The sequence below is a fragment of the Paenibacillus radicis (ex Xue et al. 2023) genome, from assembly GCF_024722015.1.
GTDB lineage: Bacteria > Bacillota > Bacilli > Paenibacillales > NBRC-103111 > Paenibacillus_S.
In genome coordinates this window covers 51,375-76,108 of the sequence record NZ_JANQBD010000032.1, presented here as the reverse complement: position 1 = coordinate 76,108, position 24,734 = coordinate 51,375, and the positions used below count along the sequence as shown (strand labels likewise).

The 24,734-nt window shown below is 47.5% G+C and carries 20 protein-coding genes; 3 read left to right on the top strand and 17 right to left on the bottom strand.

Going from position 1 to position 24,734, the window contains the following annotated elements:
• Nucleotides 1-71 precede the first annotated feature (71 nt).
• The 13 genes from NV381_RS32110 to NV381_RS32050 all read right to left on the bottom strand — a co-directional run bounded on the left by NV381_RS32110 (nucleotide 72) and on the right by NV381_RS32050 (nucleotide 13,726).
• The gene (locus NV381_RS32110) at nucleotides 72-1,271 is read right to left on the bottom strand and encodes a M24 family metallopeptidase (protein ID WP_258217391.1); all 1,200 of its coding nucleotides are present in this window, start codon (nucleotides 1,269-1,271) and stop codon (nucleotides 72-74) included.
• Nucleotides 1,272-1,296: 25 nt separating this feature from the next.
• Complete coding sequence (locus tag NV381_RS32105) at nucleotides 1,297-2,067, bottom strand: alpha/beta hydrolase (RefSeq protein WP_258217390.1); 771 nt, start codon at nucleotides 2,065-2,067, stop codon at nucleotides 1,297-1,299.
• A gap of 143 nt (nucleotides 2,068-2,210) precedes the next feature.
• Entirely contained in the window at nucleotides 2,211-2,876 is a 666-nt protein-coding gene (locus NV381_RS32100; protein WP_258217389.1) for an S-layer homology domain-containing protein, read from the bottom strand.
• Between the two features lie 97 nt (nucleotides 2,877-2,973).
• Nucleotides 2,974-4,818 (bottom strand): hypothetical protein, encoded by a 1,845-nt coding sequence (locus NV381_RS32095; protein ID WP_258217388.1) that lies wholly within the window; start codon nucleotides 4,816-4,818, stop codon nucleotides 2,974-2,976.
• A 26-nt stretch (nucleotides 4,819-4,844) separates the two neighbouring features.
• Complete coding sequence (locus NV381_RS32090) at nucleotides 4,845-5,339, bottom strand: hypothetical protein (protein WP_258217387.1); 495 nt, start codon at nucleotides 5,337-5,339, stop codon at nucleotides 4,845-4,847.
• 7 nt (nucleotides 5,340-5,346) lie between these two features.
• Nucleotides 5,347-5,745, bottom strand: coding sequence for a hypothetical protein (locus NV381_RS32085; RefSeq protein ID WP_258217386.1), 399 nt, complete (start codon nucleotides 5,743-5,745; stop codon nucleotides 5,347-5,349).
• A complete protein-coding gene (locus NV381_RS32080; RefSeq protein WP_258217385.1) occupies nucleotides 5,742-6,011 on the bottom strand; it encodes a hypothetical protein in 270 nt (89 codons plus the stop codon). Before NV381_RS32080 ends, NV381_RS32085 begins: the two co-directional genes overlap by 4 nt.
• A 23-nt stretch (nucleotides 6,012-6,034) precedes the next feature.
• Nucleotides 6,035-6,928: a hypothetical protein gene (locus NV381_RS32075; RefSeq protein WP_258217384.1), complete on the bottom strand. Its 894-nt coding sequence runs from the start codon at nucleotides 6,926-6,928 to the stop codon at nucleotides 6,035-6,037.
• Between the two features lie 29 nt (nucleotides 6,929-6,957).
• On the bottom strand, nucleotides 6,958-7,950 hold the full coding sequence (locus NV381_RS32070) for a hypothetical protein (protein ID WP_258217383.1): 993 nt from the start codon (nucleotides 7,948-7,950) through the stop codon (nucleotides 6,958-6,960).
• Nucleotides 7,951-8,059: 109 nt separating this feature from the next.
• Nucleotides 8,060-9,715, bottom strand: a complete 1,656-nt coding sequence (locus NV381_RS32065) for an ATPase, T2SS/T4P/T4SS family (RefSeq protein ID WP_258217382.1) — start codon at nucleotides 9,713-9,715, stop codon at nucleotides 8,060-8,062.
• A gap of 4 nt (nucleotides 9,716-9,719) precedes the next feature.
• Entirely contained in the window at nucleotides 9,720-11,063 is a 1,344-nt protein-coding gene (locus NV381_RS32060; RefSeq protein WP_258217381.1) for a hypothetical protein, read from the bottom strand.
• 27 nt (nucleotides 11,064-11,090) lie between these two features.
• Entirely contained in the window at nucleotides 11,091-11,795 is a 705-nt protein-coding gene (locus NV381_RS32055) for an SAF domain-containing protein (RefSeq protein WP_258217380.1), read from the bottom strand.
• Nucleotides 11,796-11,809: 14 nt separating this feature from the next.
• Nucleotides 11,810-13,726, bottom strand: coding sequence for a serine/threonine-protein kinase (locus NV381_RS32050; RefSeq protein WP_258217379.1), 1,917 nt, complete (start codon nucleotides 13,724-13,726; stop codon nucleotides 11,810-11,812).
• A 466-nt stretch (nucleotides 13,727-14,192) separates the two neighbouring features.
• Here NV381_RS32050 and namA point away from each other — a divergent pair, with 466 nt between their 5' ends.
• Complete coding sequence (namA, locus tag NV381_RS32045) at nucleotides 14,193-15,203, top strand: NADPH dehydrogenase NamA (protein ID WP_258217378.1); 1,011 nt, start codon at nucleotides 14,193-14,195, stop codon at nucleotides 15,201-15,203.
• Between the two features lie 258 nt (nucleotides 15,204-15,461).
• Nucleotides 15,462-16,217, top strand: a complete 756-nt coding sequence (locus tag NV381_RS32040; protein ID WP_419182322.1) for a polysaccharide deacetylase family protein — start codon at nucleotides 15,462-15,464, stop codon at nucleotides 16,215-16,217.
• A 72-nt stretch (nucleotides 16,218-16,289) separates the two neighbouring features.
• Here the strand turns inward: NV381_RS32040 and NV381_RS32035 are convergent, their stop codons facing one another.
• Nucleotides 16,290-19,964 carry a cyclic nucleotide-binding domain-containing protein gene (locus NV381_RS32035; protein ID WP_258217377.1) on the bottom strand — a complete coding sequence of 1,225 codons (3,675 nt, stop codon included), beginning with the start codon at nucleotides 19,962-19,964 and terminating at the stop codon, nucleotides 16,290-16,292.
• A gap of 430 nt (nucleotides 19,965-20,394) precedes the next feature.
• Here NV381_RS32035 and NV381_RS32030 point away from each other — a divergent pair, with 430 nt between their 5' ends.
• Nucleotides 20,395-21,207 (top strand): hypothetical protein, encoded by an 813-nt coding sequence (locus NV381_RS32030; protein ID WP_258217376.1) that lies wholly within the window; start codon nucleotides 20,395-20,397, stop codon nucleotides 21,205-21,207.
• Nucleotides 21,208-21,364: 157 nt separating this feature from the next.
• On the opposite strand, the gene NV381_RS32025 is transcribed toward NV381_RS32030, so the two are convergent.
• From NV381_RS32025 to NV381_RS32015, 3 genes are read right to left on the bottom strand one after another with little or no spacing between them, the layout of a single operon-like run.
• Nucleotides 21,365-21,511, bottom strand: coding sequence for a hypothetical protein (locus tag NV381_RS32025; protein ID WP_258217375.1), 147 nt, complete (start codon nucleotides 21,509-21,511; stop codon nucleotides 21,365-21,367).
• A gap of 15 nt (nucleotides 21,512-21,526) precedes the next feature.
• A complete protein-coding gene (locus tag NV381_RS32020; protein ID WP_258217374.1) occupies nucleotides 21,527-23,395 on the bottom strand; it encodes an alpha-L-fucosidase in 1,869 nt (622 codons plus the stop codon).
• Nucleotides 23,396-23,419: 24 nt separating this feature from the next.
• A complete protein-coding gene (locus NV381_RS32015; RefSeq protein WP_258217373.1) occupies nucleotides 23,420-24,661 on the bottom strand; it encodes a DUF1080 domain-containing protein in 1,242 nt (413 codons plus the stop codon).
• Nucleotides 24,662-24,734: the final 73 nt, after the last annotated feature.

The window sequence follows — 24,734 nt, the reverse complement described above, 5'->3', positions numbered from 1 at the left end:
CATGGTTACGACCAAAGTGAGGCAGTAATTTCCAAAAATGACTCTAGAGGCAGCCTCATTTGGAACGATTATTACAATACAATTAGACCTTCCTGTGTGACAGTTAGCTTTTCATAACCATTCTCAGTTATCACGTAGCTGTTTTCAATTCCTACAACACCGCGACCAGGGAACGTAAACTTAGGTTCAATGGCGATGACCATTCCCGGCTGAAGCGGATAGCTGAAGCCTTTGGCAAGCACTGGCAGCTCATCAATTTCCAGACCAATGCCGTGACCAAGAAATTTCACTTGATCATCGCCGTATCCCATGAAATGATCGCTTAGTCCTGCTTTATGAGCCATTTGGAGCGAATGCATGTACAACTGCTCGCAGATAGTGCCTGGCTTCAGGCGCTCTTCTACGCTGCGGATGATCTGCTCGGAAGTATCGTATGCGAAGACAAGCTCATCTTGCAAAGTGCCGATGACAGCCGTTCTCGTCTGATCGATGACATAACCTTCTATACAACAGCCGATATCGATTAGAATCGGCTCATTGGGTTGGATAGGCCTGCGGCCGGCGCTTTGCGGGCTTGCAGCGCTAAGCCCTTGGCCACCAGCCGGACCGTCAAAATAGGTCGGCATCGCGGCGGCTTCGCCGGCACCCACCATGCCGGTGATAACTTCCTGATTATATCCGCGCATGCGCATAATCCCGAGATGCCCTTGCCGCCTGATGAACAGCTCGATGCGGCTCATCAGTTCAAGCTCTGTAGTGCCAGGCCGAAGAGTCTGCACAGCATCGTTGAAGGCCAGATCGATCACGCGCGCAGCTTCTCGGATGCACGCAAGCTCTGCTGCGGATTTAATCATTCGCAGCTCGCGTATAAGCATGGAGCCATCCACCCATTCGGCTCCAGGCAGTACCGCTTCCAGCCGCTGAAGCTGCTGCACCGGCAGCACGTCAAATTCGGCGGCCAGCCGAAGCTTGCGCGATGATGAGGCGGCATCATCGAATATGGCGCGGTAAGTGTCCGCCAGCCGATCGCCAAAGCTTCGGAAGGAGCCTAACGGCTCTACCTGCACCGCCGCTTCGCCTTGTGCCCTTACTACACTGCGGCGCACAAAAAATAAAGCTTCCCCTGCAGAAGGGACAAATAAATAGCCTGATTGCATGGAGCCTGCAAAATAATAAATATCGACGTTTTGTGTAATCATGCAGCCGTCGATCCGCTTCTCCTGCAGCCGAGCCTGAAGCCGTTGTATACGCATAATAAATTCGCTGATCATGCAAGTCCCTCCTGATGCCTGTCTATTAACGAATCGGCAGCCACTTTAGTACGGATTGGATTTTCCGGTCCCAATAACCCCATTCATGAGTGCCAGGCTCCTCTTCATAGGTCAATTCCAAGTTCAAGCTGCGGCAATGCTCGCGAAAACGCACATTGCCCTCATACAGAAAATCCTCTGTACCGCAGCATTGGTAAAGCTTAGGGCGAGGTCCTTCGAGATGCACCAGTTCTTCGGCTAAATGGAATAAATCATTCCGACTGCCTTGGATTTGGTCGAGATCGCCAAACATATTGCCAAACTCAACCGGGTCCCTCTCGTTAGCCAAGCTTACCACATCGACTGCGCCTGACAGACTTGCACCTGCGGCAAACTGATCCGGGCAAGATAAAGCAAGCTTGATAGCACCGTATCCTCCCATCGATAGCCCTGCTGCGAATGTGTCCTCCCTCTTTTCCGATAATGGAAAGAAGGATCTGGCCAAAGCGGGCAGCTCTTCGCTTATAAAAGTCCAGTATTTATATCCATGAGCCATGTCGGTATAAAAGCTCCGATTTACCGCAGGCATAACCACGGCCAATCCGTATTCCGCAGCATACCGTTCAATGGAGGTTCTACGCATCCAAATTGTATGGTCGTCTGATAGTCCGTGCAGCAAGTATAACGTTGGGTGCTTCTCCTTAACAGCCTGAGCCTCCATGCCGATCTGCCGAGTCGTCTGTTGCGGCAAAATCACATGCATGGATGCTGAAACACCAAGCGTTTCCGAGAAAAAGTGGCAATCGAAAAAAGCCATGTACTAGCCTCCTCTTATCGTATATTTAAAATAAGAGTAACTCATCTATTACATCCTTTCAACATTACTCTACCTCGAATAAGTGATTTGAGCGTGGGATAACAATTGCTAAAGTTATATAGAATAGGTGAAAAATGATCCGGTTAACCGAGTCCAAGCAAATTCTGCAATCTCTGAAGCACAATAATGGCTTCAGCCCTCGTTGCTGTCGCTTCAAGCGAGCTTGAAGCAGCTTGCCCTACTTGATCGTCTTCAAGCAGCCCGGCGGCTTGAGCTTTTTTCTTAATCTCTTCCGGCTGCCCGAAAGCCGCTTCCGGCTCCAAAGCGTTTACAACAAGCTTCATCATTTCCGAACGCTGCAGCCCCTTATCTATTTCTTCAACAGGAAAATCGCCTTCATGCAATATGCCTGCATCCTGAAGCGATTGCAGGTATGGGTCATCCGTCCCCTGTTCGTTTTTTGAAGATGCAATAACAAGTGGAATCCGCAAGGTGGACACAAGCATAGCAGTAAATTCCCTACGGCTCACTACCCGATCCGGTTTAAAGGTTCCGTCTTCGTACCCTGATGCAATACCGCTAATTACCGCTTCGATAATAGGTTTCTCAGCCCAGTGCCCCTCAACATCGCTAAAATGAATTTCATCGTGCTTACTCGCAGCCAATAATGGACTTCCTGCAGACAACAAAACAACCGGTAATGAAAGCAAAGTTGTTAAAAAAACAATTCTACGCATTAAAACTATGGAAGAAGCAGCAAACATCAGCTTTAGCCGGTTTCTCTGCATACGGATTTTGGATTTACTCATCTTATATCGCCCTTTCCCTATAAGTCCATCTATTATTGAGTTGAGTATTGCAACTCTGGGATTTTGGAGAACCGAGAACGAATGTATCTTTTCTTTCTTACTCCGCTTCATATACCTTCATTACTCGGCTGCTTTCGCGTTTTTCGTTGGAAGTAAGCGTGACATACATCACACCCCCCTTAGACTCAAGTTTTAACCGGTTAATCGTTACGGACGACTCACCATTTCCAACCGCAGCCTCAGCATTGCCCCCTTCTTCCGTCTGAATTGGCATGGTTGCTGCTGCATCAGAGTACAAGCGTATTCTATCGCCCTCCCTAAGTCCCAAGATACTTACTTCATCGTCACCAGAACCCAACATATTGTTAATGACCCTGATTTGGTAGGGAGAGACAGGAAGCGAGACGGGTTCAGCAGGGTATATCTTGGATACCCGAACGCTTTCTTCATCGTTTAAATGGGTTACAGTGACATACAAGACACCATACCCCGTGAGGGGTAGAGTTGTGCGTATGGTGACTGAGGTTGCGCCGTCAGCTACTAGTGCACTGCTTATAGGAACCATTGAGGCCTCCTCTGAGTACAGCTTCACCCTATCTCCTGACTGAAGTCCATTTATGGTCACTACATCATCTGAACCAACAGCGTTTTGAATTTTTATATCAGCTCTCTCCGGAGCTTTACTGGCATTCTCTGCAGCAAAGGTTTTGACAACACGTATGCTCTCACCTCTGGAAGAAGAAGTTACTGTAATATAAACGGTACCTCCTTGCTTGCCTAGCTGAGGGATGGCTACGGCTGCTCTCGTAGAATTAGATACAGGTGCCGATGTGCCCAGAAGAGTAGCTGTAGTCGCATCCCGGTACACCTTGACCCTATCGCCAGGTGACAAGCCATATACTTCCACCCTGTCATCTGTATTCTCATTTTCATTCGTAACAACTATCATCCCTGGTGCAGGAGCAGGAGTAACAGGTTCATTAAGATACTTTTTCGATACACGTGCACTTTCCAGCATGGGGGAGCGCGTCAAAGAAATATACAAGGTACCTTCGCCTATTCCCAGCTGCGGTAATATAACATTCACTCTGTCCGCTCCTGAAGGCACGGCTGCTTGAGCTATTGGGGTCGCAGCCCGCTCAGTGGCATAAACTTTTACCACATCTCCACCGTTAATTCGATTGACCTCAACACGATCTCCCGTACCACCATATTCATTCATGATACGGATATCGCCCAAAGCCGGTTTAGCTGTCTGCTGTTCTCCCGGATGTGCTTTCTCCACAACCCTGCTTTCTCCTTGGCCTGGTACCGTAACCGTAATATAAATAATCCCCTCGTTTGCTCCAAGCTGCCCTACAGACACCGTTGTTTCATCGGAAGTTCCGACTGCTGCTGCAGCACTTCCGAGAAGCTCGTTTTTCTGTGCATCGCGATAAACCTTAACGACATCGCCTGCATGCAGTCCCCTCACTACAACTTGATCCGAAGTTCCGCTCGCATGATTGATAGCACGGATCGAAGCTGCTGAGGGAGCAACCGATAACGGCTCGGCGGAATATAGCTTAATCGTACGCCTGCTCTCCGAAAAAGGAGGCTGCGTCACTGTAACGTACACATAGCCCGCCGCCGTTCCCAGCTGACCTATAGTCACGCTTGCTCCTGTTGAACCACTGCTGACAGTTGCACTGCCTAGTGGAGAAGACGCACCTGCATCAGCGTATACTTTAACTATATCTCCGGCTGATAAGCCGGTAACGGTGACGACATCTTGTGTCCCTGCCAATCGGTTCTCTACTCGAATCATTCCTGGAGAAGGCGGAGTCGAAGCTGCAGCCATAGCCGCTAATTCAGGGAATGCCAACCATACGAGACAAACAACACTTAAAATTCTCAAGCCATAATAGCTATAACGCTTGGAAAATGAGCTTGATCTCAACATAGCACCTCCTTTAGATCTGGAAACATTTAATCAAATCGGTATTCATAAATAACTGTCTTGTATACATCACCTTCATAAGAAAGCGCATGATGGCGCGGGAGCTTTACTTTCACCTTATAAATAACAGCGGGTCCTTTTAACATTTTTACGATGTGCTCGCTCTCATTGACATAATTAAACGGAAAGTCCGCGCCTGGTGTATGGTCATCCACGTAATCCTCAAACACAATGATTGGGGGATCGCTCAGCAAGCTTCCCACTAACGGAGCTCCATCCAGCCCAAGCTGCAAATTATTTTGCAATGCTTTCTCAAAAGCATGCCTCGCTGAAAGTCTTGTAAAGACAATTTCCCCTTCCGCGAGCAGTTCTTTATTGATTTGCAGCGAAGCGTCATGCCCTCCACGATTTAATGCAAACTTGAGACGGTTGTGAGTAGTAACGGTTATATATCGGTCGGCTTCAAAGCCTGTCGTATACAAAAATAGAAGCACAACAAACATCAACAGCAATGCCCGATTCATAAATCATTCATCGCACAATCGCCTCGCTCATTTGCTTGGCATAACGGACAATTTCGGGCGGTTCCCGATCCACACTGCCGAACAATGTACGCAGCAGCCATCTCGGAGTGCTTTTGACAGACAAGGTTCCTTCAATATATTCGCCTCTTGGCGTTAGTTCCGTCGTACCAATGAAGCGAATATCATTGCCATCCAGTAAAAAAGTATGCTCCAGCGTATTGCGCATTTGAGCGATAATTTCTGGTGTAAAATGGCCATTATCAGCGTTAGCCGCTTTCTGTATTGCGCTATCCAGCACCATCTCTACCGCATTCGCTCTTGTCGAGTAGATATCATGCAAAACCGGCTGAAAGAGCAGCAGCAGCAAAATGTATACCGTCAGCATCTCTACCAAAGCGGTTTTCATACTGCCAAATTGGGTGCCGGCAACGGAGATGAATTAATTTCTGATTGGCTATCGATGGATGCAGATGCAAATGACGTAAGTGCAATTAAAGAATCCATCATCTCTTTTTCATAATAAAAGCTGGTTGGAACATTCGTGTTATTGAACAAATCGTCCATTTGCGTCTTTTTTTCCTTGATAGAGCTCCACATCGCAACAAAAACAAACAGCCCAATAGCAGCCAAGGTTGCCGCAATTAACAAAAACTTCTCCAATGCCGGTTTCATGATTCATTCGCTCCTTCTGTTTATCATCCAAAATGATTCGTGCTTTTAGCCAAATCCGTTACATATTGCTGGGCAATATTAAGTGCATTCCACAAATAGATGAGCAGCGGGCTGAAGGCAACCGCATAGGCAATGTTCCCGAAAAACTTGCGCCTGCGGCGGCGATTCTCCCTTAGCATCTGGGTATAGCTCTCCTCCCTCGCATCTACCAATGCGGATATCTCCTCGGGAGGAGTAAGCTCCAAATCGGCCAGCAGCTTGCACAGCTCCCTCGCTTCCCGCGTGCCTATATCCTCTGCTATCACATGCAGAGCTGCCTGCGCTCCCTCATCAAACAAACGTAATCCTTTGTTCAACGACGGTTTGATTCGTACCGTATAATCACGCAGCTTGGTCAGCAAAGTATGCAGGTTAAGCCTGCGCCGTCCAATCCCTTTGAGCTCGTCGGCTATCATACTGTAGATCATAAATAGCTCACGGTTTTTTTCGCCGTCATCGACTTCCTTCCATTTGCTTAAAAAATAAGTTAGCAAGGAAGCTTTCGTATTGGTCAGCAAAAGCAATACAACCGGTCCCCAGACATACATTAGAAGGGTTGGCACTGATAACGCCTCCCAGCGAGCAGTCATATCATACAAGCTGTTCAGCAGCCACAGCGAAGCTAAACCATAGCGAATCGACTGGATTTTCAATGCATTCAGCTTCAGCGGGTAGCCTGTATGCTCCAAGCGGCGCTCCAGCTCAGGGTGATTCAGCCAGCTTTTAAGGCGCATATACTGAAGACGTGACATATACTTGATCGAAATAGGTGTTCGAAGCCTGCGGTGCACCAAATAAGCGGCCCACACATAAAGCAAGCAAATAAATATACTTAGTCCCACGCCAGAGAGCATGTACAGGTGCTGCCGCAATTCCATTAGCGTTGTTAGACCTCCTAACAGTTGATTTAATAATCATTAGGCGGCCGACGAAACCACACTGCAAGCATCAGCGACCCCACTATAAAACAAACAGTCACTGTCAACCAAAACCGCCCCTGCTCCGTTCCCAACTGATAATACACCGTGCTGTTATAACCCATAAACACAACCATCATAAGCAAAAGCAAAGGAAATAAAATTACATGAAGCCAGCTTAGCTGTATGACTTCAGAGCTTGAGTCGCCTTCATCTCGCAGCATATCGATCTGCTTGTGAATGTTTTTATCAATAGCCATCAGGGTGCTTTCGACATTCTCGTTGCGCAGCAGCCCCTTCAGTATCGTTAAGCCCAGTTGTTTGGCAAAGGATGTCTGAATGCTGTAAATAAATTCTTCAACCGCTTTCTCCATTTCGCTCGATTCCACATAATTTAACTCCTCTCTAAGTAAATTCATAAAGTGGCGTCGGATAGGTCCCGAATCGATTTCGAGGCATGATTGCTGCAGAGCTATGCGCATATTACCGCGTGTCACCTTATATTTGCTTGTTAAAATACCGACAACCTCAGCTAGATCATAACCGCTTTGAATCTGCAAGCTGCGAAGCTTTAAGCGATAGTACATGATCGGCAGGATACTCGTGAGCCCCATTATAAACAGGCTAAATCTAGTATCATAAGTTGAGAAATAGCTGATGAGCCCGGCAGATAAACCACAGGAAATGGTAAGCAATATGAACCTTTGAACAGAAACGTTAACGTCTTCTTTTTGCGTCGCTTTCAATAGCAGCTCCAGCTCACGCATAAGCCTCCGGTAAACCACGATAAGCCCAGCAAGCTTCACTTGACGAAGACGCTGATCCTGCAGCAGCTTCATTCCTGAACGATGCCTGCGTTCGGTACGAAGCAGCGCGCTCATGTAATCCAGCAATGGATGCAGCAGCAGATACATCCCCCATGTAAATAGAAGAGCTGACGCCCCAAGTAAGGCGATATTGATAACGGTATACGCTGCCGGCACTAAGCCTGCCTCCCTTACTTTGTGTTCATAGCAATAAAGTAATGACTGACAGCAACAGCTAATCAATAGAGGGTTCTGAAACCTGGCATGAGCAATGCCTCTTCCACCATCAACAATCCCTTTTGCCCGTGAAGGAGGATGCAACCATCCGTTGCAAGGAACTGTCTATTCGGGACAGTGGATTCGCAGCAGCTGGATTATAAACAATGATTCCCTTCGCCGCCGGGATCGGTGAAGCTTCAGACAATCGATGAAGCAGTGCTAACGTAAGCTCGGCCCACTCAGGATGAACCTCACGCATTTCCTTAATCAGCCGCTCACTAATATCATCACAGTAGCTCCATGTATCGTTCGTTTCATCCCATCGCATCCATTCATGCGTACTGATCTCGCCGTTGTAGCGATCGTATCGAAGCTCCATAATACTCTTGATTCTTTTACGGGTACGGCTTGAATCCTGAGTTTGAACAATTAACAGGTCAATATTTTCAGCGACCCGCTTTTCCTCCTCTTCAAATCGTACGCCAGGATTTAAGCTGCACAGCAGCCTTGCAAACTGAGAGGGCAATGTCTCCGGCTTCCAGGTATGATAAGTGCTGCCAAAGCCTTTGAGCAGTCTTTCGCAAGCAAGCATCGCCCCCTCTGCCTCCACACGCCGAACTTCCCCGATGATGGCATAATCGACGTCAATGCGCAGTACTTGATCCATTGCATGATGAAAAGTACCTTCATGTGTTATGCGTTCTATCAGCTTTTTTTCTGGAAAATCGCGTCCTGCTGCCAGCTCATAATGCTTCTCAATGATTGCGCCCGTGTAATGATCGGCCCTTTCAGCAAGCATCGCCTTCAAAGTTGTAGACTTACCCGTGCCTGGTGGCCCGACGACAATGAAATTACAATGCGTCTTGGAAATTCCTTTCAGCAGCATAGCCGCTTCCAGGGGAATGGTTCTGCGCCGTTCATCCGCTAAATCATCCACGGTCACACGCCCGATCAGAAATCGGCGAAACGTGATTACATCATGCCGAACATCAGGCTTGACCGTCAGCGTAACTCGTTCACCTGTGTACAAATCGATCTCCAGAGTCGTATTGTACAAATTAACGATGGCATCCTCCTTCTGCCGTGTCAGCGCCCGGATAATTTTGTCCACCTCCTGAGTGGAAGCGAATTGAAACGGCATCCGCTCATGCCGGCCATTATGATGAATCCAAATAGCAGTCCCTATCACTTGCGCCGCGTAGCTATCCGGGTACTTTTGCCAGCAAGCCAGAGCTTTGAATCCATAAATCTCATGAAACATTGCGTGTGTGATTTCGGAATAGCATTTCTGTTCTGCGCGTGCGAATGCTCTAAGACCGCAATAATAATCAGGCAGCTCCATCTGATGCAAGCCATGCTGTTCAACATAAGACTGAATCTGTTCCATTATGGTTGTCACCGTTTCGGGCACACCGATAATAGCTTTATTTTCCAGCTCAACAAAGGCTTCCGCTTCATCAACGGATGTCCGGCCTGATTGCTGTCTAGCCGCATCGCCACGATGTACAGCATGGCTAAAGCGGGCTCCGGACATTTCTTTAAATGCCAGACAAGCCTGCTCAAATGCAGCTTTTCTGGAAGCGGCCACAGCTTCCTGCGATTGCTGGACAACAGATGCCGCAGTTACCATTTCAGCAGCAGGATCGCTTGCCCTGTCCGGGCGATACTGACCAATCTGAAATCTTGTTAAAGGTAAAGTTAGAGGTAAAGGCTCGTCGCCCATCAACTCAAGCCTCCCTTGCCGACTTCATCCAGCCAAACCAGGACACTTTTCGTTCCCTGCCCTGCAGTATTTGCGAATGGCCGCGGTTCACTTCCTTTTCAACCCCCACCGATGGCAGAGAGTAATAATGCATGATCGCCTGACTTACCTTTTGCAGCTCCTTATCATACTCTGGCCAATGCAGGTTTAGCAGGTTGCTCTCCGCCTCGCTTCGGTGAAACGATGCTACATAAGGAAGACTGCCTATGTAGGACATATCCATCTGACGCGACAGCTGCTTTTCATTCTCGAAATTAGGGGAGCGGTGCATTTTGTTAAAAAGCAGCATCGTCTGTCTTTCATTCCATCGGAACACAGGCTGCAAAATATGCTCATGCATTCGGCGCCACTGTGTCCTCGCCTGCTGGCCTTGGTGCATCTGGACCAACAGCAGATCGGAAACATGAATGCTCTGTGCAGCCAAAGCATGATCCACATAGCTGCCTGCATCTATCAAGACAATATCGAAGCATTCCCGGGCTTTCTCAATAAGCCAGGAAACTCCGTCTGTCTGGTAATAGTAAAGCTTCTTTAAATCCCGATTTCCTGCCATATAATGAACTCTTGGAGCGAGCTGCTGCATCTTACTGTGAAGCTCGGCAGCTTGAAGCTGCTTCCCCTGCAAGCTGCCCCACAGCTCGTCCAAATATTTGGCGTTATAGCGCAAGCCGCTATCTCCAGGATTCCAGCCATTCATCCCCAATATGCCGATACGGACTCCACTCAAGCGCGACAGCATAACCCCCAAGCCGATCAAGCTTGAGGTTAACCCCGTCTGCGGGAGCGCCCCGATTACAGTTATCACCTTGCTGACCGTTTTTTCTCTGTCCAAGCATATTCCTGCCGTTTCCTCCGCCACCTGCTCAGGTGTCCGATACGGAAGTACATAATGCATGCCATGTGCAGCACAAAGGGTTTGTACTGCTTTAAGCGCAAGTGTATCTGCGTGGTTGCTCAGCATATAGATGAGCCTATTGGCCGGGTACCGTCTGCGCAGAGCGACTGCCTCGTGAATATCCAACAGAGTATCGCTCACTAGCCATACATCTCCATGAACGATAGCAGTTCCAGTACGTTCTTTTCCCGAACCGTGCCTGTTGGAAGTCAGTTCTAAACCTTTTGCTCCACCTTGGTTACCCTCCTGAAGGAAAGAGGAGCTTTTCTCTTCTGGATCCCAACCTTGCTCACTCTCGTCCATCAGCAATACGGACACCATTTCTTTAGTAACAGATGTCACCGAATCATAGTGCCTGGACAATCGCAGTGCTTCAAGGAGCCTCCGGTCTGCTGACACAGCATACATTTTCAAATATCCTTCGCCTCCCTTACTGTAGTATTATCGATAGACAACCAGAAACCGATATCCCTTGGTACCGTATTTACGAATCAGCTCCTTCTGCTCGTCATTCACTATCAGCTCTATAGTACTTACAGCGCCAGTTGGTTTCTTTCGGTCATCGGAAGCAGCAATTTCCTGATTATTCGTACCTTTGGCAAAGCTCACCACGATTTCCTGCAGCTTCTTCTCCTCCTCGAAAGGCACTTCCAACTGTATAAGCTTCTCTTTGGACAACGTCTGCTCTGCCGTTTGCTCACCCGCTCGTTTAATGTCCTCCTTCAGCACCGGCAAAAGAGAAATTCGATCACCTCGCAGCAGACTTCCGGGAGGCTTGCCAAACACCCATTCCGCAGGAAGCGGCATATTCCACTCGTTCGGCGCAGGAAGCAGATGACTCGTATTGAGCATCGCATCCGTTATTTGCTCATTGGGCCGAATCGCACGAGCGGTCTCTTGTTTAAGTGCGGAAGGTATTCTGACCACCGCACCGTCGACCAGCTGATCTTTTTTTATTTTCACCATCTTCAAATCAGCTTCCGACAACCGGACCCCACGGTCTACCGAACGTGCGGCCTGTATGACCTCAACCGTCCCCCAATTCGGCTCAATCATCCATTTCCAGCCAATTAATAAAGCGGGACCGGATAAGCACAACCCAATAACTAAAATGTAATAAAGGAATCTATAACCAATGCTCATCATGCCCTCCTCCCGCTCTATCCATTTTTCAGAAATTTATTGAGCATCCGTTTAGTTCCGTCCGGTTTTTCCTGCCCCCGGGTCTGCGGCAGCAAACTGAGCAGCCATGAGTGCAGCGCCCTGTTCAACGGCTGTTTGACGCCAGGCCGTTCCTGCGCCAAAACGCCCAGCCAGCTTGCCTCGGCAAGCTTACCCTGATGAATGGCTGGCAGCAGGCACACCGGCTGCTCCGGTAGAACGCGCAGCCAGTGAGCGGTATGGCTTGATGCAACGGCTTTGTTAGCAATGCCATAAACAGCCTTGCCCACTTGCCGAAGCTCACTCAGGAGCCGGAGGTTGCGCCTTGCCGATGGCAGCTCCAGCTTGTGCAGCAGAGGATCGGCTACATAAACCAACTCGGTAGCTATCCCTAGCAGCTCTCTGGCAGCAGGGCCCTGCCAGTCGGAGCCGATATCAATAAGAATGACGGGTCGTGCCAAGCCCTCAAATAGCTCCAGCCAGTATTCCTGCGCTCCGCGAAGACCACTTCCTGAACCGTTATTCTCATGGCGATATGTGCCCGAGCCAGGGCCTATGCTAGGCGCATAGAGAGCGTCACCCATGATCGGACCCCCGTAGGTCTGGAGGTAGTAAGCCGACGAAGCCGAGGCGTCAGCTACCCTGCCTGCGCCGTAGGGAAGCGGTGTGCCGTCGGCGCTGCGTCCACTGCCGGACGGCGCTGCTGAGTCTGCGGGCTGTGCGTACGGAAGCGCTTTGGCTGGAAGCCAAAGCGTGCAGCCGTCCGCCCACTGCGGCTCGCCGCCGCCCGCTTCGTTGTAGCAGCGATAGCCTGCGGGCGCATGCCTCTCGCCGTACAGCAGCGCGTACAGCTCCGGCTGCCGCCCCGGCGGCTCGAGCACCGCGTGCGGCACGCCTAGCCCATGCAGCGCACGGGCTATCGCCAGCGCCGCGAATGTCGCGCCGGCGCCGGCGTACAGCGCGCCTACCGCGATTATGCGCGGCGGCTGCGCCATGCCCGCAGCGCCTGCAGCCGCGGCTGCTTCGGCCCGCGCGTGCCCACGGGCTACTGCGCCGCTGCCCGGCGCCCGGCGCTCCGCGCCTGCGGCTGCGCCGTCGTGCGCACGCTGCACTGCCAGCACCTGCTGCAGCTCGCTGCGCACTTCCGCGGCTGTCTGGCAGCGCTCGCCGGGCTCAGTGCGCAGCAGCTTCTCCACGAGCGCTGTGAGGCTCGCCGAGAGTCCCGCGTCGTGCTCACGAAGGCGCTTATAGGCGGCACAATAATATTGACCGCCGCTCAACAAAAAGTACATCAACGCACCAAGCCCGTACAGATCGGTGCGCGAGTCCGTCTGCCTCCCTTCGAACTGCTCAGGGGCGGCAAAGCCTATCGTCCCGATGCTTACTGTATCGGCTATCTGCCCTGCTTTGAAGCTGCGGGCAATGCCGAAGTCTATGAGGCGCACCCGCTCCTCTACATCGATCATTAAGTTAGTCGGCTTCAAGTCGCGGTAAATGATCGGGTCTGGTCTCCGGGTATGCAAATACTGAAACAAATCGCAAAGCTGCAATGCATAACCGATAACTTGACCTTCCGGCATCCTCTTGGCCTGTCTCTCAAAGCGTTGAAGCAATGTCTCCCCTTCGATGTAATCCATCACCAGATAACTGAAGCCCTCATTGCCTGCCGGGTAAAAATCTACAATTTTCGGCAAATTCGGGTGGTTCAATCGAATCAGCATATCCGCCTCAGCCACACAAGCAAGAGCCTCCTTCTCCGTCGTCCTTGTTTCCTTCACTGCCCAACGCTTGCCAGCGAGCCTTAAATCTTCTGCCAAATAAACAGTACTCATCCCCCCGCTTCCAAGTACAGTAACAATCTTGTACCGGTCCCCCAGTACATCTCCGGCATGTTTGCCTGACTGCTGATTAAGCATACACATCCCTCCAATCCCATCATTTGAACCTTTTGTATAGACACAAAAAAAACCGCCCCCCACCATGCGTTAACATGGGAGAGACGGTTCTTCCGCTCTATTTACCAATATTGACTATAAATTACCACATATTTCATGTTATTGCAACACGATTCGAGTAATTTTCTTCTTTTTCTTAAAGCTCCCAAACCCGTGACATGCGTTTCAGCACGGTATGACAGCCGGTCAAACTCTAAATAAAAAATGTATGCACTTAATTCTCATCAGTCATTTTATGTAAAATACATACAGTAAGTTAAATATGGGATGCTATAGGAATGACTTGGATGTTATATAAAAATAAACATAAAAATAGATTTACACCCTAATAATCATGTATAATTATTGTTATGAAAGCAGCTTACTATTATAGAGTTATTTACTTAATATTCGACTATTAAAACAATAGGATGGAGGCAAAGAAGCTATGAAATTGTTTTCCCCGATTACGATAAACGGGATGACGCTCAAAAATCGTATTGTTATGTCGCCGATGTGTATGTATTCATGCGCAGATCAATCCGGAAAGGTGCAGGATTGGCATAAGGTCCATTATCCTGCAAGAGCAGTAGGCCAAGTCGGACTGATTATCGTTGAAGCATCAGCAGTAACGGAGCAGGGCCGAATCTCACCTCAGGACCTTGGTATTTGGAGTGATGAGCATGTAGCAGGCTTGAAGGAACTGGTCGGACTCGTGCAAGGCCAAGGCTCCAAAATTGCTATCCAATTAGCCCATGCAGGCCGCAAAGCAGTATTGGACAGTCCAATCATCGCACCATCAGCGATCCCCTTCAATGACAGCTCGAAAACTCCTGAAGCCATGAGTCTGGAGCAGGTAAAAGCTACCCAGCAATCTTTCATTCAAGCAGCGCGGAGAGCCCAGGAAGCAGGATTTGATGCCATGGAGCTTCATGGGGCTCACGGTTATTTAATTAATGAATTTCTATCACCACTAGCCAACCACCGCACAGACATCTATGGTGGAGACCGGGACAATCGTTACCGCTTCCTTGGAGAAATAATTGACGGCATCCGCGCGTTTTGGAAAGGCCCGTTGTTTGTCCGAATCTCTGCCAACGAGTACCATCCGGAAGGCAATCAGATCGATGATTTCATTTATTTTGCCGAACAAATGAAAGCACAGGGAATTGATCTAATCGATTGCAGCTCAGGCAGCGTCGTACCTACCAGAATCGATGCATATCCGGGCTACCAGGTTCCTCTCGCACATGCAATCAAAACATCCACCGGCATAGCCACAGGAGCTGTCGGATTGATTACAGCGCCCGAGCAGGCCGAGGAAATTATCTCCAACGGTCGTGCCGACCTCATACTGCTAGGCAGAGAGCTGCTGCGCGATCCATATTGGCCGCGAACCGCTGCCAAGCAATTAGGCGCCGAGCTTGCAGCTCCGAAACAGTATCAAAGAGGCTGGTAAGTACAACGGCTGCTATAGCCTCATTCTTTATAAAAGAACGCTCCTTTGCGGAAAAATGGATATTTTGACTCCACCATTTTTCCTAACACAAGGGGCGTTTTTTGTTGTAATAGTTGCGATATCCTATATTTCTTCATACATGCTTGGTTAATAAGGAAGAAAGCGGGAAAACTAAAAAGCACTCACTTTCGAGGAGCTAATTCCAGCATACGCCGGTTTGCCCTGGGCCTGATCTGGGAAGGAGAATCTAACACCATGTTGAAATTTTCGACAAAAATATTACTATTGACGTGCTGTATGTTAATTGGTTTAAGCGGCAATTTGAGCGCGGCCCAAACGCCAAAGAAAAATCGATTCTACTACGAGAAGCGAGGAGAAGTAGTATGGGAGGTACCGACCGATGAAAAGGTAATTGCATTAACCTTTGATGATGGTCCAGATCCAGAGGACACTCCACAAATATTGGAGCTGCTGAAGCAATATGAGGCTAAAGCAACTTTTTTCATTGTAGGAAATAAAGCGGAGGCATACCCTGAGCTTGTAAGCCGTGAGATTGCCGAAGGACATGAGCTCGCCAATCATACATACCATCATACTTACTTCAATCGGTCTTTTCCCGAGAATAAAATTTCCGAGGAAATAAGCCGTGCGGAGGAGATTATTTACAAAGCTTCCGGGCAGAAGTCCCATTTATTCCGGCCGCCAGGCGGGTACTATAACGAAGCACTCGTCCAAACGGCGAGAAAAGCGGGCTATACGGTAGTTATGTGGTCCTGGCATATCAACACAAGAGACTGGGCTACGCCTGGGGTATCCAAGATTACAAACACCGTATTAAATAATGTGAAAAATGGCGATATCGTGCTCCTTCACGATTGGGTTGAAGGGAAAACGCAAACGGTTGATGCACTTAAGCAAATTTTGCCAGAGCTCAAAAACCGGGGCTACCGTTTTGTAACGATTTCGGAGCTGCTGACTTATCGTAAGCTAAGCCCAGTTAAGCAAATGGATTAAGAGATACTCAGATGCTTACTATAAAAACAACGGCCCTCCTGAAGGAAGACCGTTGTTTTATATTCATATGTTTTAACGACTTCCGTCTTCATGAAGCATTCCTTTAACCCGGTCTGCAAGTACCTGCATCATGCTGCGGAGCAAGTCGATATTTTGGAAGCAGAAGGAGAAAACCTGATCTTTTTGAAGCTGAAGCAGTACAGTCTGACCTATCGCTGTGCAATCAGCAGACCGAGGGCCGCTATCGATAATAGCCATTTCTCCAAAATATTCCCCTTCGCCTAAAGTCGCAAAAGTTTCACTTCCTCTATGAACGCGAACGTTTCCTTCAATGATTCCAAACATGGAGTCACCGAAATCACCTGCACTGCATATAGCTTCTCCTGCCTCATATTCAACCTCATCCACCATTTGCGCCAACCGAATGAAATCATCCTGGGTTAGGTGGGAAAACAGTTCAATCTTTTGTAGAATCAATACTCGGCGTAGAATTTTATTGTTATGTGTCGAATCGGCTACTGAGTCCGCATGTCCCGACTCGGCCGAAGCTGCAGCGGCTGCTTCTGGCAATGAAGATACAACTTGATGTTTATCAGCTCTGTCTTGTTGATCCGTCTCCTCCTTGGGCTGAGCACTGCGTTCAAGCATAGACCGCAAGCGGCGAGATAGCAATTTCATCATTTCCAGAGCCATCCCGGTTCGGTCGAACATCAACTCATACAATGCTGTGGAATCAAGCCGCCACAATTGAATGTCCTCTTCAACGCGGACTGTCGCCGTTCTTAATTTTTTGGTTAGAATAGCTGTTTGGCCAAAGCAATCCCCGGCTTCGAGTACACTAATTTTCTCTTGATTACGGTATACACCTGCTTTACCGCTCTGAATTAAATATAAAGAATCTCCCGGATCACGCTCTTTGAATACGGTAGCTCCGCTTGTTTCATTGATCTGTTTCAGCTGTTGGGCAATAAAAAACAAATCCCTGCTCGTCAATCCCTGGAACAAAGACACCTTCTTCAGCAAATGGACCCGCTCCATCTGGTCAGCCAGCCATTCTAATGAAATATCCTTGGATGAATCCAGCCGAGTTTTAAGCGCTGTGTTCTTCACAAGCCTCTTCTCCTGCATAACGTCCAGTTGAATCATTTGACGCAGCCACTCATCTCCATTCTCATAGAGCCATATCAGCTTTTCATCCTCTAAAGCTTCCTTCTTCATGGCAACTGTTATTGTTTTAGGAGACGTCATGATCTTGATTATTTCCATACGGAGATTTCCGGACAGCATTTGATCCATAACCTCTGCTGCATTCGCTTGATGCCTCGCTTCTCCTTCAGACCAGTTAGCGTAAACCGCCTGAACGGTTTTGGACTCATAGACGAGCCCTATTAGCCCAAAAATACGCCCGGTCATCGAGGATCGGATCTGATCTACCGCTTCCGAAATGGCTGTATAAGCTTTATTTCCAACGACTCCTGAACTCTGCTCCGCAAATTGCCAATATAGCTGGATTTCTTGGAGGATTAATTCCTCCACCAGCTTTTCGTCCACCTGCCGGATCCCATGACGCAAATTTCTCAAAGCTTCCAGCAGCTTATCGCGCATTTCATAATTCGAGTGGCGATAATGAATCAATAAGGTATCGAAAGCCCCTTGCGTTCCAATTCGTTCGAAAACTTTGGGCAAATGCAGCAGAGATACGCCATCCTCAATGAAATAGGGCTCCAGCAGCCCTATGATAACTTTCTCATCATAACGGGCCAACGCTTCAATAGCATGCCGCCGCGTCCGGCTATCCTGAAGCATAAGCACAATATGGGGTACTAAAGCAGGCACACAAAGCAATGCAGCAGATTCCAAGGCACAGATTCGTACCCTTGATGAGGTATCATTCAGCATCGGAACCAGCGGCTTGTAGAAGCTTTGGATTCCAATCCGACCAAATAAGACGGCCATAGCCGTCCGTTCCTCTTCATCCGTACTTTCAATTAATTGCTTGAGTGTTCCAACAGCGCGAAACATCCCCTCTATACCATAAAATTTTATTAATCCTGCTATCGCCCCTGCTTTAATCCCGACCTCATCCGCCTCAAGGTGAAGCGTTATTTGATCCAAATACTCTTCTTTGGAATAAGCAGCTAATGCCAATAAAGCTTGGGCTTTAACCTGAGGGTTAGATGAGCTTAGAAGCTCCTGCAATTCTTGCTCCAGCCCCGCCGGAGTCATTTGCTCGATATAGATGACAGCCTCTACACAGACCTCTGGATATGGATTGCGTAGCAGTGCCGGAATATGTGGAGATAGATCAAATCCATCCAGCCCGCGTAAAATCTTTAAAGCATACATGACCTGATGCCTATCCGAACTCTCTAATGCAGAGATTAGAATTTGTCTACTTGCAGGGTCCATTAAATCGAGTTCCGTTTCTTGAAGATCCGTCCCCCTCGTTTCCAAAGTAGACAGCAGCGTTTGCAAATAAGCCTTTTTTACTTTGACAGCCGCTACTACACAGCAGGCGAGCAAAGCGAGAATGACATAACTAAACTGCCCTGCACTAAGCAGCGGAGATAATATAATTAGACTGATACCCGCTATTCCCTTGGCTCCATTTCGTACGACGCCGTCCAAAAAGCCTTTGGCACGATTCCGCCATTCCGGAGAAATTGGAAACATAATCAGTTGGCTTACCGAGGAATAGATCGTATCCCCAACTACCTTGTCGCTTCCCTTAACGATAACTGCCAGCGCAAGAACAGGCATCAATAGAACGCCCAAGCTACCTGTAAACAAGGCAATAGGGAATACAAGAATGGCTGTCATTACTCCAAATCTAGTTAATAATTTACTTGCGACAAACAGCTGAACGAACAAGGCCAACAGCCCGGAGAATCCGTAAAAGCTCCCCATAAATCCGGCTAGAGCATCATTTTGCAGCGTGTTTCTAAGAATGACCTTAAATTGATAATCGACAAAGGTGAGCGAAAGCACCAAGGTTGCCGACATAATTGCAACGTACTTCAGGTGAGGGACATTTTGAAACAAGCCAGCCTTTTGTTCCCCCTGCCGCTTACGTTCATTGGTCGGTTTCTTCGATCTTGCTTTCGATGTTGAAAATAATTCCTCCGGGTCTTTACTCATTCCAATAACACGATACACAGCTATCAATGCCAGTAATTGGAGTGCTGCATAAAAATAGATTAAGTTGGCCGTACCTGTCAGCGGAACTAACAGCTTTAATCCAAAACCGCTAATAATCCCCCCAATGATCCCCCCGCTCCCAACCAAACCAATCATCCGTTTCACCTTTCGCTGGTCCATCACAGAGGTGGCAAATTGCCAGAAGATAACGATCATCAGAAAATTAAACACATCGTATATCACATAGATAACAGGATAAACCCATGTGTAATCTTGACCTACCCCTACTCTGGAGATGAGTACCAGCAGGGAAACGATAGGAATCAAAGCTTTGATCAAACGATCCAAACGAAAACGACTGCCAAACCTTTGAAATAAAAATCCAATTAAAATAAGCGCAGCCGATTGAGGCAAATACATGATGGATAATTGAGAGGCGTCAAACCGCGATAGAAACAGGGCATCTGCTGAAGTCCGCCCTAACGTGGATGCCGATACTACGCAAAACAAATAGCCAAACAGCCATAGTACCTTCGTATATTCTTCCTTATCCTCTGTAAACCTCTGAGCTGCCTTTACCATCGTCTTACCTGTGAAAAGCTTGAGCATGAGGCTTACTCTCCATTCTTTTTCATTAAATGAACGTGACTTTATTTTACATAATTGTACTATAAACTTAGTTCCAAGGTACTAGTATTTTATAAGATTATTCCAGTTAAAATTATCCAGTATCTATTTACATAGTTTATCTATCTCTTATTAATCTTTTAAGGTCATAAAGAAAGTTTGATAGAGTTGATGATTACACCTGTACACGGTTAATAGTAAGCAAACTCATTTGGCTGAAACAATTTGTCTCCCGGTTTGTATAAGTTGTTGACAGGCCATTGAGGCATCCTGTATAGTAATTACACATATCATTTATACGATCGCTTACAACGGAAGCACCGGTAAGAGAAGGCTAATTGCCTTTCTTATCGGTGCTTTTTTTGCTGCAATCCGGTACCTCGCATTCTATTCGTAACTAAGGAGGAATTCAATGAACACTAGATCAATCTTCATAGCCTTGCTCGCCGCTTCTATACTTGCTTCCACCATCCCTACTACAGTAGCCGCTGCCCCTATTAAATTCACAACCTCCGTCAAGTCATCTCTCGATAAAACAATTGCAGTTGCAAACGCTAATCAAGCGGATAAAATTAGCTCGCTGTACGATCAACTACTCACGGTTCAGAAACAATTACAAGACTGGGATGTAGAAATCAAAGAGCTCCACACACGAAACCAGGATACATTGGTGGCTCTAAATAAAGAAATTCAACAAATCGATGCCGAAAGCTTAGACAAGCTCGAATCTGAAGTTACACAAATACGCGAACGGTACAAAGCGCTATTCTCCCATTACAGCTCTTTGAACAAGCAGATTGAAGCAGCCAGAGCACTGAAAAGCAAGGACTTAACCAATCTGTTCCAATTCCAAGTTAATCTCATAAAAATCCCTGTTCAAGCAGCCCGTATAAACATCAATACCAAAGAAAATGAATGGCGGGCAGCCAAGGAAAATGCAGCCAAAAAGAAGAAAGAGCTTCGAGGCAGATTGGAAGAAATCACCCCCGTTAATCTGGAAATTAAAAATAAGCGAAGTGCAATCAAAACTAACGAAACCGATATAACCACAGTGTGGAATACGTTTAAACAAGCAGCCAAAAATAACGATCCCGACACCGTTCTGGACACGCTCGCATCCCTGATATCCTTATCCCATCAAATCAATGAAGAGAAGCAAGTCATCTTCAATCTTGAAAACAAGATCAGCCATATTATTTCGGCAGCGAAGGCACAAATGCCATAAATCAGATTGGCAGCAACTTATTCCACCCTTCTCCACCCCTTGTCTCATGTTATGCGAAATTTTGCTTAGCGAACGCCATGGGATTGGCCCCTATCTGATCTCTCGTAAATAGTCACCACACCATAAAGCCAAAAAGAAGGCACTAACCCGACTCAGGTTATTTAGTGCCTTCTTTACGTGGGGACAAGGAGATTCGTTCGGTGTACTTGGTACGGCTTTGGTAGATAAAATAAAACAATCCCGCTGCATCCTTCAAACCTGAGTATCCAAGCTCTCTATACTTCATATGACCTTCTTCTTCCATTACGCTTATCCTAATTCAGTTTCCGTCAACGTAGATCGAATTTGTATAAAAGGTACCCGCCCCGAAATCATTGACCCATTCGATTTGATCGATAGTGGAAACAGGCGTGTAGAATGCCGCATTCGATACCTTCTTTACACCATTGACATACGCATTATAAGTATGAGCCACAATATCAGCTTCCACTTTGATGGTATACCATTTAACGGGCTTGTAGCCGGTCAGGTCAGTGTAAGCAGAGGCATTATTCCACCGCCTGATTTGGCCGTTGCCGGCAAAACCAATACGAACCGCTATATCGCCGACACTGTTCTGGAGCTCAATGAAGGAAGCGGCCGTTGTCTGGTCAGCTCTCATCCTCACTTCATATTGGACTTTATTCGACTTCGCGGAAAAAGTCTTCTTTGCTTTTACTCCATAGTAGCCGGTTGGATTGGTGTCGACTATCTTCATACTTTTATTCACTGCTGTCGGAACGTCTTCGACCGTGATCGAACCATAAGTGGTATCCAAAATAAATCCTGTCGTCGGAGCCTCTCCCGTAGTCATGCTGTTAAAGTCATTTTGGAATATTCGTGCCGGCGCGACCGCTTTTCCCCCTTCAACAGAAAGAATGGTATCATAAGTATCCTGCTGAATGCCGGAAAGCTGGATGGTCGTTCCGTTGCTGTTTGTTGTAAACGATACGTTGTTACCGCTTGGAGCTAACTTCACTGCCGTTACACCGCTCATGTTCAACGTAATGCTGCTTGGCAAGCTAACCGGATTCGCAGAACCCGAGAGCAGGTGGACACTTCTTTTATTACCTACATTATTGACATAATTCATTCCGCTATAACCTGTAACTGTTACATTCCAATCGGGTATCGCTCCATCCATATACGGCTTTCGTGGAGTGAGCCAGTTTCCGACTTGCTGCAGCTTGTCGATTTGATCGGTCGTAAATTTGCCGGTTATGTCCGGCCCCATGGTCAAGGAAGTGGTAATGCCCATGGATCCCAATCTCGATATCATGTTAAGCAGGTTGACCAGCGGAATGGAGTCCGTTGTGCCCCAATTACTCCCGAGCATGACGGTAAATTCATGCCCCCAATCCTCGTTGCGATACGGGATAAAGGCGTCAAAATCCTCCTGATTCCAATAATGCAGCCCTGTTGCCGATTCGGTAACATTAATATCTTCAGCGCCAGTGCCCTTATGATGATTGTAAGCCATAACCGCCTGACTGTTTCCGGTGCGTACCTTTTGAAACACGCCTTGGTGGTTGTAATTCCCGCCGGCGGCACCTGCAATATGGAACATATCAAAATAAATCTCTTTCAGAAAATTACCGTATCTCGTATTGATCTCTTGCACTAGGTTTTGGTAAATATTATCACGGGTTTTGCCTCCGTATGCAGCCAGATTAGTAATGCCGACTTGGTTAATCGATACCCCCATACTCATTCCTTGATTCAACAGCTCGGTTTTTAACAAGGCGGGATAATCAATGGGGGAGCGATTATTGGCATCTGTAAGAGCGGATGGGTACAGAAGAAATCCATTGCTGTTTTCATGCTGCACAACGAGCATCATCATGTCCGCACCGGAGCTTTTCACCATGTTTACCCACTGGCCAGCATTAAAATTGCTTCCCGCATTGGAAGCATGCGGATTGTCGCGAATATAGCTGGTCCAAGGGATGCGAATAGCCAATACTTGCCCCCTATACCAATCTTCCGTCGTTTTAACGGCGCTAACCGGATCCTGTAATGTAATTTCTTTATCTACAGGCAAAAAGTTGGAAGCAGCTTTCCCTTCATTCGGGTATATGGGCAATGCCACCACAAAAACCAAAAGCAGCACCATCATCTTCATAAGCATAGAACTTCGATGTCTGTTCAATCGAATCCCTCCCGCTTTTAATCGCTATTTTACCGTGATATTGTCAAATCTGGCCGTTGTGTTGTTAGTATGGATGGCTATTTTTCCCGATGTTAAGGAAGAGTCTGTGGTCGATAGTACAAGGGCATCGTTGATATACCATTTTATACTGCTCCCATTCATTTCGACCTTCCAGTTATACCAATTGCCATCGTTTAGTGTATACGATTGAGTAGCCAGAACCGTACCCGTTCCACTAACATATTTCATAATTCTTAACGTTTTTGTATCATGATGATATAGAAAGTTGTACCTGTTATTGCTGTCTGTATACCTTGTGCTAAATCCAGCCGATTGATTGGAAGTGCCCACAGCCGATTCGATTTTTATTTTCACCTTGGTAGTATAGTCGGTCCAGGAAGTACTACCGGCGTTAGCTTTTGAAGTCGTATTCGTATTTGTAAATACTTTGTTGCTGGCGGATTTAACGTTTTGAGCATCGGTAATCACACTCCAGGAACCAGCTTCTACCGTCCATCCGGTTGAAGTGCCATCGGTAAAGTAAGCATTAAACAAGGTTGGAACCCCGCCTCCTTCCACCGAAATCATCGTATCGTAAGTATCCTGGGCAACCCCCGCTAAGTTAATTGTCGTTTTATTACCATTGCTCGTAAAAGGGATTGAAGTCCCGCCCGGAGCCAGCTTCACTGCCGTTACACCTGTCATATTCAAGTCGATAGAAGCAGGTAAGGCTACCTTGCTTTTGGATCCTGTAAGCAAATGGACCGTATTATTGCCGCCCACCGTATTGACGTAAGACAAGCCGCCATACCCGCTAACCGCAGCATCCAGGTTGGGAAGCGCACCGGACATATAGGGCTTACGCGGAATGAGCCAATTGCCAATTTGCTGAAGCTTGTTTATCTGATCCTTTGTAAACTGTCCGGTAATATCCGGACCCATTGCCAGGTTTACGGTAACTCCTACAGCTCCCAAGGTGCTGATCATATTCAATAAATTGACCAACGGCATGGAGTCCGTAGTCCCCCAGTTCGTCCCCAGCATAACTCCTATTGAATGAGCCCAAGGGTCACTCCTATACGGAACAAAGCTGCCGAAGTCCTCCTGCTCCCAATAATGCGCTCCCGCTGCGGTTTCCGTGTTAGCCGTATCTTCAGCTCCCGTGCCCATAAAATGATTGTAAGACATCACTGCATCCGGATTGAGCGAACGCACAGTTGCAAATGTACTGGCATGATCATAATTAGCATCCTCAGCATTTGGCATATGAAACATATCAAGTGGGTTTTGTTCAGCATATATTTACAAATCCCTCCAGCAATTTTTTTATATTTCCGAA